The sequence below is a fragment of the Variovorax paradoxus genome, assembly GCF_030815975.1.
In the GTDB taxonomy this organism is placed as follows: Bacteria; Pseudomonadota; Gammaproteobacteria; order Burkholderiales; family Burkholderiaceae_C; genus Variovorax; species Variovorax paradoxus_N.
This window is the reverse complement of the sequence record NZ_JAUSXL010000002.1, coordinates 1,748,175-1,761,048: the sequence shown is the minus strand read 5'-3', so window position 1 is coordinate 1,761,048 and position 12,874 is coordinate 1,748,175. Positions and strand designations below refer to the sequence as shown.

General features: G+C 67.4%; 11 protein-coding genes and 1 pseudogene. 7 read left to right on the top strand and 5 right to left on the bottom strand.

What is annotated here, in order from left to right:
* Positions 1-2: 2 nt before the first annotated feature.
* Positions 3-170: pseudogene (locus QFZ47_RS12030) on the bottom strand (YaeQ family protein); the annotation flags it as partial.
* Positions 171-315: 145 nt separating this feature from the next.
* Between QFZ47_RS12030 and QFZ47_RS12025 the strand changes: the two are divergent.
* The 6 genes from QFZ47_RS12025 (at position 316) to QFZ47_RS12000 (ending at position 6,487) form a co-directional block, all read left to right on the top strand.
* Positions 316-1,047: a FadR/GntR family transcriptional regulator gene (locus QFZ47_RS12025; protein ID WP_307655841.1), complete on the top strand. Its 732-nt coding sequence runs from the start codon at positions 316-318 to the stop codon at positions 1,045-1,047.
* Positions 1,048-1,089: 42 nt separating this feature from the next.
* Entirely contained in the window at positions 1,090-2,094 is a 1,005-nt protein-coding gene (locus QFZ47_RS12020; protein WP_307655840.1) for an NAD(P)-dependent oxidoreductase, read from the top strand.
* Entirely contained in the window at positions 2,091-3,257 is a 1,167-nt protein-coding gene (locus tag QFZ47_RS12015; RefSeq protein ID WP_307655839.1) for a mandelate racemase/muconate lactonizing enzyme family protein, read from the top strand. The genes QFZ47_RS12020 and QFZ47_RS12015 overlap by 4 nt, the downstream gene beginning before the upstream one ends.
* A gap of 10 nt (positions 3,258-3,267) precedes the next feature.
* Entirely contained in the window at positions 3,268-4,419 is a 1,152-nt protein-coding gene (locus tag QFZ47_RS12010) for a mandelate racemase/muconate lactonizing enzyme family protein (RefSeq protein ID WP_307655838.1), read from the top strand.
* 63 nt (positions 4,420-4,482) lie between these two features.
* A complete protein-coding gene (locus tag QFZ47_RS12005; RefSeq protein WP_370880634.1) occupies positions 4,483-5,478 on the top strand; it encodes a tripartite tricarboxylate transporter substrate binding protein in 996 nt (331 codons plus the stop codon).
* Positions 5,479-5,494: 16 nt separating this feature from the next.
* Positions 5,495-6,487 carry a Bug family tripartite tricarboxylate transporter substrate binding protein gene (locus QFZ47_RS12000; protein WP_307655836.1) on the top strand — a complete coding sequence of 331 codons (993 nt, stop codon included), beginning with the start codon at positions 5,495-5,497 and terminating at the stop codon, positions 6,485-6,487.
* 165 nt (positions 6,488-6,652) lie between these two features.
* Here QFZ47_RS12000 and QFZ47_RS11995 read toward each other — a convergent pair whose 3' ends face one another.
* The 4 genes from QFZ47_RS11995 to purB all read right to left on the bottom strand — a co-directional run bounded on the left by QFZ47_RS11995 (position 6,653) and on the right by purB (position 12,109).
* Positions 6,653-7,213, bottom strand: a complete 561-nt coding sequence (locus tag QFZ47_RS11995; protein WP_307655835.1) for a YaeQ family protein — start codon at positions 7,211-7,213, stop codon at positions 6,653-6,655.
* A gap of 34 nt (positions 7,214-7,247) precedes the next feature.
* Positions 7,248-9,386 (bottom strand): TonB-dependent receptor family protein, encoded by a 2,139-nt coding sequence (locus tag QFZ47_RS11990; protein WP_307658931.1) that lies wholly within the window; start codon positions 9,384-9,386, stop codon positions 7,248-7,250.
* Between the two features lie 78 nt (positions 9,387-9,464).
* Positions 9,465-10,595 carry a PepSY-associated TM helix domain-containing protein gene (locus QFZ47_RS11985; RefSeq protein WP_307655834.1) on the bottom strand — a complete coding sequence of 377 codons (1,131 nt, stop codon included), beginning with the start codon at positions 10,593-10,595 and terminating at the stop codon, positions 9,465-9,467.
* A 134-nt stretch (positions 10,596-10,729) separates the two neighbouring features.
* A complete protein-coding gene (purB, locus tag QFZ47_RS11980; RefSeq protein WP_307655833.1) occupies positions 10,730-12,109 on the bottom strand; it encodes an adenylosuccinate lyase in 1,380 nt (459 codons plus the stop codon).
* A 121-nt stretch (positions 12,110-12,230) separates the two neighbouring features.
* Between purB and QFZ47_RS11975 the strand changes: the two genes are divergently transcribed.
* Positions 12,231-12,842, top strand: coding sequence for a glutathione S-transferase N-terminal domain-containing protein (locus QFZ47_RS11975; RefSeq protein ID WP_307655832.1), 612 nt, complete (start codon positions 12,231-12,233; stop codon positions 12,840-12,842).
* Positions 12,843-12,874 lie beyond the last annotated feature (32 nt).

The window sequence follows — 12,874 nt, the reverse complement described above, 5'->3', positions numbered from 1 at the left end:
GGCTACTTCCAGCGCAGCAGTTCGACGTCGATGCTGTGGGTGCCGTCGCCCAGCGTCAGCGTGTTCTCCTGGATCGTCGCCTGCAGCTGCATGCTGCGCTGCGCCAGCGCGGCCAGCGCCTGGGAGGCCTCGGTCGGCACCCGGTAGACCTGCAGGTTCTGCGGCCGCGTGGGCCTTTTTCTTTCTGACACGGACATCGGGTAACCCCCGAGAGCAAACAGCTCGCGGCTGTGGAAAATTGGCCCTACCAATTTGGTCCTACCAATTTTGCACGATATGGTGACTGCCGCAATTCCCGCTCCCTCAGCCTCCCCGGTGCCGACCGAAAGCTCGCAATTGCTCGGGCGCATCCTTCCGTTCATTCGGGAGCGCGGCTACACGGCTGGGGAACGTATTCCTTCAGAGCGCGAACTGGCGGAGCGTTTTGGCGTCAGCCGCGGCCTGCTGCGGGAAACGCTGTCTACATTGGAAACCTTGCGCGTGGTCGAGCGCCGTCCGCAGTCCGGCATCTACCTGCGCGACGTGGCGCGCGAGGCATCGCTGGACATGCTGGTCATCGAGTCCGACCTTGGCATGCCCGTTTCACCCGCCGACGTCAAAGACCTCAATGAATTCCGCTCGATGCTCGAAGTGCAGTCGGTGCGCCTGGCCTGCAGCCGCCGCACCGATGCCGATCTGGCGCAGATCGACGAGGTGCTCGCGACGTCCCGCGCGCGCCTTGCGGCCGGCCAGTCGCTGAGCGCGGAAGACGCCCGCTTTCACATCGCGCTCTGCGCGGCCAGCGGCAACAAGCTCATCCAGCGTGCGGCGAATTCGTTCTGGCTCGCATCTCGCGCGCGTCGCGAGCGCTACTTCGACGATCCGGCCAACGCCAGGCGCTCATTGGCGCAGCACACCGCGTTGCGCGACGCCGTCGCGGCCGGCGACACGACGCGTGCCATGGACATCCTGGGCGACCACCTCGGCAACGTCGAGCGCTTCTGGATGGCGCAGGTCGGTCCGGACGCCGGCGGCGCAGCCACTTCGCCTGGCATCGCGCCGCGCTGAGCTCGCGCCTTTCTTCTTTCGGTCTCCAACAGATTGCCGCCTGTGGCCGCTGCCTTTCCTCTCGTCCTTCTCACCAACTCGATCGACCCGCAGCAGGCTGAATTGCTGGGCCGTCATGCGGACGTACGCGTGGCCAGCGCCAGCGACCCCGACACGCTGCGTCGAGAAGCGCGCAAAGCCAGCTTCGTCGTCGTCCGTGCGCCCCTGCCGGCGGCGCTGTTCGACGAGGCACTGCTGCTGCGCGCCGTGGTGCGGCACGGCGCCGGGCTGGACATGATTCCGGTCGATGTCGCCAGCCGCGCCGGGGTCGCTGTGGCCAACGTGCCTGGTGCCAATGCCGGCAGCGTCGCCGAGTACGTGCTCGCCCAGATGCTGGCGCTCGCGCGCCGGTTGCCGCAGGTTGACGTCGCGTTGCGCGCCGAAGGCTGGAACACGGCCCGCGAGGTCGCCGACAGCGGTGCCGATCTTGCTGGGGAGACCGTGACGGTGGTTGGCATGGGTGCCATCGGCCAGGCGCTCGCGCGCATCTGCGGCGCCGGTTTCGGCATGCAGGTGATCGGCGTGCGCCGCCATCCGCCGGCCGGCGAACTCCCACCGTATTTGCGCTACCTGCCTCTGGCCGATGCGCTGCCGCAGACCGATTACCTGGTGCTCGCCTGTCCGCTGACGCCGGAGACGCGCGGTCTGATCGGTGCCGACGCGCTGTCCCGCATCAAGCCTGGCGCGCGCCTGGTCAACGTGGCGCGCGGCCCTGTCGTCGTCGAGGCCGCGTTGGTCGATGCGCTACGCAGAGGCCGGCTGAGCGGTGCGGCGCTAGACGTGTTCGACACGCAGCCGCTGCCCGCCGATTCACCTTTGCGCAGCCTGCCCCAGGTGCTGCTCTCGCCGCACCTGGCCGGCATCACCCCGGAAAGCATGCGGCGCATGAGCGAAGGCGCCGTTGCCCAGGTGCTGGAGATGCTGCAAGGAAAGCTGCCTCGCCATTTCGTCAACCCCGAAGCGCAAGAAGCCATCCTCGCGCGCTGGTCAATCCTGCAAGCCGCATGAAAATCGCAAGCATTCGAGCCCGCTGGCTCCACGTTCCCATTCCCTACGAGAAGCAGCATGTGTCCGACTTCGGCCGCGTCGCTTCCTTCGATTCCGTGCTGGTCCGCATCGAGACCGAATGCGGACTGATCGGCTGGGGCGAAGCCAAGGAAGAAGTCGGCAGCGAGGGCAACAGCCACGGCCTCGTGGCCATCATCAACCAGAAGTTCGGTCCCAGTCTCATCGGCGAAGACCCGCGCGACATCAACCGGCTGTGGGAGCTCATGTACAACGGCTCGCGCGGTCACTACGCGCTGGCGCACGGCCATGTGTTCCCGATCATGGGACGTCGCGGCGTCTCGATATCGGCCATCAGCGGCATCGACATGGCGCTGTGGGACCTGCTCGGTAAACACCTCAATGCGCCGGTGTGGCGCCTGCTCGGCGGCCGCAAGGCCGAGCGCATGCCGGCCTACGCCTCGGGCGGCTGGGCCGATGCAGAACACATCGGCGAACAGCTGCTCGGCTACGTGGCGCGCGGCGGCTTCAAGGCGGTGAAGATGCGCGTCGGCGTAATCGATGGCGATCCGATCCACTCCGCACGGCGCGTGATCGCGGCACGCAAGGCGCTCGGGCCGGACATCGGCCTGGCCTGCGACGCCCACGGCACCTACACCGTCGCCGAAGCCAAGCGCTTCTGCCGGCTGGTCGAGGACTGCAACCTGCTGTGGTTCGAGGAACCGGTCACCGGTGACGACAAGCGCGGCATGGCCGAAGTGCGTGCCGCCACTGCGATTCCCATCGCAGCTGGCGAGAGCGAATTCAACCGCTTCGACTTCCGCGACCTGGCCGAGCTGCGCGCGGCCGATGTGTTCCAGCCCGATCTCGCCATCTGCGGCGGCATTTCCGAAGCCATGCGCATAGGCGCCATCGCCGCGGCCTGGAACATCAAGCTGGCCCCGCACCTCTGGACGGGCGCCCTTGCCTTCGCAGCCGGCATGCACGTCGCTGCCGCATCGCCCGCGGGCTGGCTGCTCGAGTACTCGGTCGGCGCGAATCCGCTGCTGCAGGAATTGGCCGAGGAGCAGTTCACCGTGGAGGACGGCACGGTCGAGATTCCCGATCGGCCGGGCCTGGGCATCACGGTCCGGCAAGACTTCGTCGAACGCCATGCGATCGCGTGAGAAAGCCACCATGACAATGAGCACGAAGATCGAGAGCGTCACCGCTTTCCCGCTGACGTATGAATTCCCCAAGGGCCGTACCGTGCCGATGGGCATCGGCAACGCACAGAAGCGCGACGTGATCGTGGTGCGCGTGACCACTGCCGACGGCCTGGTCGGCTACGGCGAATCGCACCCGGGCCGCAGCCCGGGCGCGGTCGCGAGCCTGATCGACAACACGCTCGGCCCACTGATCAAGGGCATGGATGCATGCGACGTCGTCGGCGTCTGGGCGCGCGTTCATCGCATGCAGCTCGCAAGTCACGGGCTGGGTGCTGCTTCGGCCATCGCTTTGAGCGGCATCGATCTTGCGCTGTGGGACATCCGCGGCAAGTTCGCGAACATGCCGCTGTACCAGCTGCTGGGTGGCACCCGGCGGCGCATCAAGGCCTATGCCGGCGGTGTGGCGATGGGCTACCAGCCGCCCGCCGCGCTGGCCGAAGAAGCGCAAGGCCACGTGGCGCGCGGCTACAAGGCGGTGAAGCTGCGCGTCGGCGACACCGTGGCGCGCGACATCGAACGCATCCGCACCGTGCGCAAGGCGCTGGGCGACGACATCGAGATCCTGGTGGATGCCAACACCGCCTACACGCTGGCCGACGTGCGCCGCGTGCTGCCGGCGCTCGAAGAGCTTCGGGTCGGCTGGCTTGAGGAGCCCTTTGCATGCGACGACTTCGCGTCGTACCGCGCCGCGGCGCAGATCAGCCATCGCGTGCCGCTCGCAGCCGGCGAGAACCACTACACGCGCTACGAATTCGCCCGGATGCTCGAAGAACGCGCCGTGCAGATCTTCCAGCCAGACCTGTCGAAAACCGGCGGCATCACCGAGACACTGCGCATCGCCGCCGCCGCATCGGCCTGGCGCATTCCGGTCAACCCGCACAGCTCGGCCGGCGGCATCAACATGGCCGCGACCGTGCAACTGCTGGCCGCCATCGACAACGGCGGGTACTTCGAGGCGTGCGTTTCCCAGCTCAACCCGCTGCGGGACATGTTCGGCGCGCCGTTCGAGATCGGCGCCGACGGCTGCGTCGAACCCATCGACCGGCCCGGCATCGGCCTGGAGATCGACGAGTCGGTCTTCAAGCAGTTCCCGCTGATCGACGGCCTCGGTTTTTCCTGAGCCGGCTTTCCTTGAGCACGGCAGCTCTCGTTGCCAACAACCCAAAAACTATCGGAGACTTTCATGAACCCTTGCCATTCCACTGGCTTCCCGCGCCGCCTCGCGCTGATGGCCGCGCTGGCTGCCGCCTGCTTCGGCCCGCTGGGCGCCGCCGCGCAAAACGCGTATCCGGACAAGCCGATCCGGTTGCTCGTTCCGTTCGCCGCAGGCGGAACCACGTCGGTACTTGCACGTTCGCTCGCCGACCGCATGTCGAAGGCGCTGGGGCAGCCCTTCATCGTCGACAACCGGCCCGGTGCGGGCGGCAACATCGCGATGGAAGCGGTGGCGCGCTCGGCGCCCGATGGCTACACGTTGTTGATGGGCCCGATCGGGCTGGCCATCAATCCGGCGCTGTATCCGAAGCTCAACTTCGACCCCGTCAAGGACTTCGCGCCGATCGGCCTGTACGGCGGTGTCGCCAACATCCTGGCGGTGAACGCCGCGCTGCCGATCCACTCGGTGAAGGAGCTGATCGCGTACGCCAAGGCCAATCCAGGCAAGTTGTCGCAAGGCTCGAGCGGTAATGGCAGCTCCAGCCACCTGGCGGGCGAAATGTTCAAGGCCAGCACTGGCATCGACATCCTCCACGTCCCTTACAAGGGCGGCGCGCCGGCGATGAACGATGTGCTGGCTGGCCAGACGTCGATGCTGTTCGACCAAGTGCCGGCGGTATTGCCGCAGGTGCAGGGCGGTCGAGTGCGCGCGCTGGCCGTGACCACCGCGCAGCGCTCGTCCGCGGCGCCGGACATCCCGACGATGGCGGAGTCCGGCGTGCCCGGCTACGACGTCAACGTGTGGTTTGGCATCCTGGCGCCGGCCGGCACGCCGGCGCCGGTGGTCACTCGCCTCAACACCGAGATGAACAAGATCCTGCAGGACCCGGAGTTCCGTGCCAGCCTGACCAAGATGGGCGTTGATCCGATGCCCGGCACACCGGCCGAATTCAGCGCCTTTCTGGACAAGGAATTGCAGCGCTGGGCCCAGGTCGTGAAGAGCTCTGGTGCGAAGCTGGACTGATGAAGGAGAAGCTCCAATGAATCGCATCGCTTTTCTTCGCTGCGCACTGGCGCTCGCTTGCACCGCGGCCGTGACAGTACCGACGCTGGCACAGGCTCAGGCGGCCACCGACTACCCGACCAAGGGCCTGCGCGTGATCGTGCCTTTCCCGCCCGGCGGCGCCTCGGATGCGCTTGGCCGCATGGTCGCGCAGCACCTGTCGAACGCCTGGGGCCAGCCCGCCGTGGTCGAGGACCGGCCCGGCGCGGGCGGCAACATCGGCGCCGAAGCCGGCGCCAAGGCAGCACCCGACGGCTACACGCTGACGCTGGCGGCCGCTGGCTTCATGGCGGTGAATCCGTCGGTGTATCCGAAGCTGGGCTACGACTCCGCCATTGACTTCCAGCCCGTTGCGCTGCTCGTCAATGCGCCGCTGCTGCTGGTCGTCAATCCCAAGATTCCGGCCCAGAACGCGCGCGAGTTCATCGAACTGGCCAAACGCGATCCGGGCAAGCTCACTGTAGGCAACGGCGGCACGGGCACTGCGCAGCACCTGGGTGGCGTCAGCTTCGCGCTGGCCGCCGGCGTGGACGTGCAGCACATCCCGTACAAGGGCAGCGCCCCCGCCACCACCGATCTGCTCGGCGGCGTGACGGATGCGCAGTTCGACAACCTGGTCACGCTGGTGCCCTTCGTGAAGAGCGGCAAGCTGCGTGCGCTCGGCGTGTCGTCGACCAAGCGTGTCGCCGCTTTGCCCGACGTGCCGGCGCTGGGGGAGATGGCTCTGCCGGGCTTCGAGACAGGCACCTGGTACGGGATCGTCGTGCCCAAGAACACGCCCAAGGCGGTCGTCGACAAGATCAACGCTGCATTGCTCGCAATGCTGGCGCAGCCCGACGTGAAGGAGAAGCTGCTGGGGATGGGGTTGGAGCCAGAAGGCGGCACGCCCGCGCAGTTCGGTGCGCTGATCCGCAGCGAGATCGCGAAGTACGCGACGATCGTGAAGTCGGCAAACATCAAGGCGGAGTAGCGACTGCCACGCCGTGTATCGCATGCTCGGCGCCATGGATTTGGCGCACTCCTGGCACCTGGGGGGGCTGCAACTGCATCCCGCTCTCTCCCGAGCCATCGGATCCGTTGCTCAGCGAGAAAGCCGTCGCCCGTGAAAAGGCCTGGCCGCAGCCGGCCTGCGAAATCACTTCCAGCGCAGCAGTTCGACGTCGATGCTGTGGGTGCCGTCGCCCAGCGTCAGCGTGTTCTCCTGGATCGTCGCCTGCAGCTGCATGCTGCGCTGCGCCAGCGCGGCCAGCGCCTGGGAGGCCTCGGTCGGCACCCGGTAGACCTGCAGGTTCTGCGGCCGCGAGAGCTTGTTCTCGATGCCGCGCCACCAGATCTCGGCGGCGTGGTTGAAGCAGTAGACGATCACCTCGTCGGCCTTGCCGCAGGCCTTGATGACGGGCTTGTCCTCGGGCTGGCCGACCTCGATCCACAGCTTGGTCTCGCCCGTGAAGTCGCGCAGCCAGACATCGGGCTCGTCCACGTTCGACAGGCCCGCGCCAAAGGCCAGCGTGCCGTCGCCGTGGCACACGTCCTGCAGCTTGTGCGCGTTGAGCGCGAGCGCGACGAGCCGGATCATCATCCGCTCGTCGGTCTCGCTCGGGTGGCGCGCCAGCGTCAGCGCATGGTCGGCGTAGTAGCCGTGGTCGATGTCGGCCACCGCGAGGGCGGCCTTGAAGATGGTGGATTTGAGGGCCATGGGTGCGCGAGTGTATTCGCCCCCATGGGCTTCGTCAGAACGCCACCGATGCCTGCAGGTACAGCGTGCGCGGCTGGCCCACGTACTTGCCGCCGTTGTTGTCGACCGAGCGGTTGTAGTAGCGGCGGTCGAACAGGTTCTTGACGCCCACGGCCAGCTTCAGGTGGCTCATCGAGGGGCCGAAGTCGTACGCGGCGCGCAGGTTCACGGTGGCGTAGCCCGGAATGTTGCCGAGCCGGCCGGTCGCGTCTTCCAGCGTGATGTACTGCGCGCCGTCGTCCGGCGAGCCCGGCGAGCGCTGCTTCGACTGCGCGTACACGTCGGCGTTGAAGGTCCACGGCCCGCGCTCGTAGCGCGCGCCGAGCGTGGCCACCTGGCGCGAGTAGAAGGGCAGGTCGCGGCCGGCAAAGGCGCCGGCCTTGGCAATGGCCTGCGTGTAGGTGTAGGTCGCCGACACCGACAGGCCCTTGAGCGAATCGCTCAGGCTGCCGAGCTGATAGCGCAGCGCCGACTCCAGCCCGCGATGCCGCGTGGCGCCCAGGTCGGTCCACTGGCCGACGTCGCCGGTGATGGAGCGGGCCAGCAGCAGTTCCTTGTCGAAGTTGATGTTGAACAGCGTGAGCTCGCCGCTCCAGGCCTCGCCCTTGTAGTGCGTGCCGATCTCGTACGTCTTGGCCTTCTCGGGGTGCAGGCCGCTGGTGGACTGCGCGAGTTGCGCGTACTGCTGCGGCCCGAACGACACGCCGGCGTTCGCGAACACCGACCAGCGCTCGTTCATGCGGTAGAGCACCGACAGCGTCGGCAGCACCTCGTTGGAATCGATCTTCGGATAGTTCGCGCCGGTGACGCGGCCGTTGGCCAGCGTGAAGACGTCGTTGTGCGAGCGGATCGATTCGTAGCGCACGCCGGGCGTGACCGTCCAGTTGCCGAAGTCGATGCGGTCGTCGATGTAGACGGCGTGGGCGGTGGTGCCGCCCTTGCTCGACTGGTAGGCAGGCTGGGCGAGGGCGTAGGCGTCGAAGCCCGGGCTCGGCCGGTAGTAGGCGCTGCGCGTCGCCACCTCGGAGGCCTCTTCCTTGAGGTAGCGCGCGCCCACGCTGATTTCCTGCACCACGCTGCCCGAATCGATCAGGCGCGAGTAGCGGGGCTCGAAGGCGTAGGTCTTGTAGTTGCGCGGCGCGCTGGTCAGGCGCCGCCGGCCGGCGCTGGCGCCGGTGCCTTCCTGCTCGAGGTAGCTGCTGCGGTAGGAGTCCGTGTAGTAGCTCAGCATCTCGAACTTATTCACGCCGTCGTCGTGCGTGTACTTGACCGAACCGTCGGTGCGGCGCCCGGTGAATTCGTCGAACGGGCGGTCCGACTGGAACGGGTTGGCCGCGAACTGCGCGGTGCTCAGCCCGCCCGGCATGCGCCCCTTGCCTTCGAAGTGATGCAGCGTCACCGCGATGTCGTCGGTCTTCGACAGGCGGTAGGCGCCCTTGAGCATCAGGTCGTCGATGCTGGTGTGGTCGTTGCTCTGGCGAAAGCCGTCGCCGTGCGTGCCCGAATAGAGCAGCGCCAGGCCCAGGCCGTTCTCGTTGGTGCCACCCATGAACAGGGTGGGCGAGGTCTTGGTGCCGCCGCCGTGGCCCGCGCTTTCGACGCCCACGCTCATTTCACCCGCGAACTGCTTGGGAATCGAGCGCGTCACGAAGTTGATGATGCCGCCCACGTTCTGCGGGCCGTAGCGCACCGAGCCCGCGCCGCGCACCACGTCGACCGCCTCCAGGCTGCCGAGCGACAGCGGCGCCAGCGACAGCTGCGGCTGGCCATAGGGCGCATAGGCCAGCGGGACGCCGTCCAGCAGGATGGTGGAGCGCGGCGACAGCCGCGAGGTGAGCCCGCGCACGCCCACGTTGAGCGAGATGTCGCTGCCGCCCGTGCCGTTGCTCTCCTGCACCTGCACGCCGGGAACCTGGCGCAGGGCCTCGCGCACGCTGGTCGCGCCGCTTTCCTGGATCTGCGTGCGCTCGACGATGCTGCGCGCGCCCGGATGCTCGAGCACCTTGGTCTCGCTGGGCGTGCCGAGCCAGTCGCCCGTGACGGTCACGGCCTCCAGCGACTTCGCGCCGGACGCGGCACCGGTGGGCTCGGCTTCGGCCGCCAGGCTCTGGAAGCTGATGGGGAACAGCGCCATGACGAGCGCGGCGCACTTCTTTTGTTTGAACAAGGCTTCTCCTCGGATATCAAGAAATCGAAAGCTGCAGCGTCCCGCTCAGGAGGACGTGCGGTTGTCGGCAAGAGCAATGCCGCGGGCCGCGGCGGCCAGCGCGCGGCGCCGCCGCCACCAGAGCCAGATGCCGCTCAGGCCCAGCCCGCCGAGCGCAAGGCCGAGCAGCGCCGTGACCGCCTGGTGCACCGGCCCGCCCAGCACGCCGGTGTGCAGTGGATAGATCACCACCACCGCGCCGTTGCCGGCGTCCAGGTCCTGCCAGCGGCGCACCGCCAGCACCTCGCCGGTCAGCGGATGCAGCCACACGGAACTGATGCCGTTCGGATGCGGATCGTCGGGCAGCCGGAAGCGCACGCGCATCGGGCGGTTCGGCCTGGCTGGCACCTGCACATAGCCGATCGGCTGGCCCGGGAACACCTGCTGGGCGCGGGCGACGAGTTCGTCGAGCGAGAGCCGGGGGCCTGTCGCGACGCCCTTCGGAACCACGGGCGGCTTGACCTGCTGTTGCCCGACCGCGGCTGAAATGAAGTTGCCGAGCGGCCGCCACGCCATGTAGGCGCCGGTGAACACCGACACCGCAATCAGCAGCCCGAGCACCGCGCCGCCGGTCCGGTGCAGATCGAACAGCCCGCGCAGCAGGCCGCGGTTCAGCGAAATGCGCAGCGACGGCGGCCAGCGCGTGGGCCACCAGAGCACCAGGCCCGTGACCAGCAGGAAAAGGTAGGCCAGCGCCACGAAGGCCAGGATGCCCTTGCCCGTGTCTTCCAGCAGCAGGCTGCTGTGCAGTTCGAAAAGCAGGTTGTAGGCGCCTTCGTGCGAGCCGCGGCGGCCTTGCTCCGCGCCGGTCGCGGGGTCGAGGTAGAGCGTGCCGTCCCAGGGGCCGCGCAAATACACCCAGAGCGTCTCGCCGGGGCTGCGCGGCGGGCGCAGCGTGAAGCTGGTGTCAGGGCCGAACTCGGCCAGCATGCGCTGGCGCAGCGGTTCGAGCGGCTGCGCGGGCGCGTCGCCTGCGCTCCTAGCCACGAAGAAGGCAGGATGCGCGTAGCGATCGATCGGCAAGGCCACCACCAGCACGGCGCCAAGCAGCGCCGTGAGGGCCAGTACCGGACCGAGCGAGAGGCCGATCCAGCGGTGGATCTTCAGCCAGAGGCGTCTGAGAGGGGCGCGCAGCATGAACAACAGGGACTTCGAAAGAGCCCCGTCTGGTTGTTGGCTGGCGCGCCGCATGCGGCGCGTTGGCTGAAAAGGGGCGTGGCACGAAGCAAACAGCCGCCCTCGGGCGGCTGGTGCATCGACGTGCGGGAACGCTAGATTCTACTGGCGAGCTCCGCGGCCTTGCCGGTGTAGCTTGCGGGCGTCATGGCCAGCAGCCGTTCCTTTTCTGCCTCGGGAATGTCGAGCGAGCGGATCAGGCCGTGCAGCGCCTCGGCCGTCACCGTCTTGCCGCGGGTCACTTCCTTGAGCTGCTCGTAGGCGCCCTGCACGCCGAAGCGGCGCATCACGGTCTGGATCGGCTCGGCCAGCACTTCCCACGAGGCGTCGAGGTCTTCGGCCAGCGCTTCCTCGTTGAGTTCCAGCTTGCCCAGTCCGGTGGCCAGGCTCGCATAGGCCAGCGCGGCATAGCCGAAGGCCACGCCGATGTTGCGCAGCACCGTGCTGTCGGTCAGGTCGCGCTGCCAACGGCTGATCGGCAGCTTTTCGCTCAGGTGGCGCAGCACCGCGTTGGCCAGGCCCAGGTTGCCCTCGGCATTCTCGAAGTCGATCGGGTTGACCTTGTGCGGCATGGTCGAGGAGCCGATTTCGCCCTTCTTGAGCCGCTGCTTGAAGTAGCCCAGGCTCACATAGCCCCAGATGTCGCGCGAGAAGTCGACCAGGATGGTGTTGGCGCGCGCCACCGCGTCGAACAGCTCGGCCATGTAGTCGTGCGGCTCGATCTGGATGCTGTAGGGCTGGAAGCTCAGGCCCAGGCCGAGCGGCGCCGGCGTTTCGATGACCTTGCGGCTGAACGCCTCCCAGTCGAAATCGGGCCAGGCCGCGAGGTGGGCGTTGTAGTTGCCCACGGCGCCGTTCATCTTGCCGAGCAGCTGCACCGAGGCGATCTGCGCGCGCGCCTTCGAAAGCCGCACCGCCACGTTGGCGATTTCCTTGCCCACGGTGGTCGGGCTGGCGGTCTGGCCGTGCGTGCGCGACAGCATCGAGACGCCGGCGAACTGGTGCGCCATTTCGCGCAGCTTGACAATCAGCCCGTCGATGGCCGGCAGCATCACCTTCTCGCGCGCGGCCTGGATCTGCAGCGCATGGCTGGTGTTGTTGATGTCCTCGCTGGTGCAGGCAAAGTGCACGAACTCGGCGGCGGCCAGCAGCTCGGGCCGGGCTTCGAACTTGGACTTGATCCAGTATTCGACCGCCTTCACGTCGTGGTTGGTGGTTTTTTCGATGTCCTTGATGGCCAGTGCGTCGGCCTCCGAGAAGTGGGCAACCAAGCCCAGCAGGTACTTGCGGGCGCCGCCCGTGAGCGGCTTGAATTCGGCAAAGCCGCAGTCTGACAGCGCGATGAACCACGCCACTTCGACCTGCACGCGCCGGTGCATGTAGCCCTGTTCGCTCATCAGCGGGCGCAATGCCGCGAGTTTGGCCGCATAGCGGCCATCAAGTGGGGAGAGGGCGGAAACGGTGGAGAAGCTCATTCCCCGAATTTTAGGTGGCTTGGCGCCGATGCACGTTCGCCACGGATCCGGACCCGCTCTTTGGGCCTTCCCCTAAAATGACCATGAACAAACGTTATCAATGCAAGGGGAGAGAGCTTTCATGAAACTGATCGGATCAGCCGCCAGCCCTTATGTGCGCAAGGTGCGCGTGGTGCTGGCCGAAAAGCGTCTCGACTACCAGTTCGTGATCGAGAACGTCTGGGCTGCCGACACCACGATCGCGCACTCCAACCCGCTCGGGAAGGTGCCTTGCCTCATCATGGAAGGCGGCGACGCGATGTTCGACTCGCGCGTGATCGTCGAATACCTCGACACGCTGTCCCCCGTGGGCAAGCTGATCCCGCAGCAGGGCCGCGAGCGCGCCGAGGTCAAGACCTGGGAAGCGCTGGCCGATGGCGTCATGGACGCCGGCGTGCTCTGGCGCCTGGAGGCCACCTGGACTGGCCGCAGCGACGGCGAGCGCAGCGCCGCCTGGATCGAGCGCCAGCGCGCCAAGGTCGAGGGCGGCATCGCCGCCATGGCCAAGGGGCTGAACGACAAGCCCTTTTGCAGCGGCATTCACCTGAGCCTCTCCGACATCGCCGTGGGCTGCGCGCTGGGCTGGCTGGGACTGCGCTTTCCGGAGATCGACTGGCGCAGCCAGCACTCCAACCTCGCAAAGCTGTACGACAAGCTGATGCTGCGGCCCAGCTTCATCGACACCCAACCATGAAAAAAGGCGCCTCTGGCGCCTTTTTCGTTTCA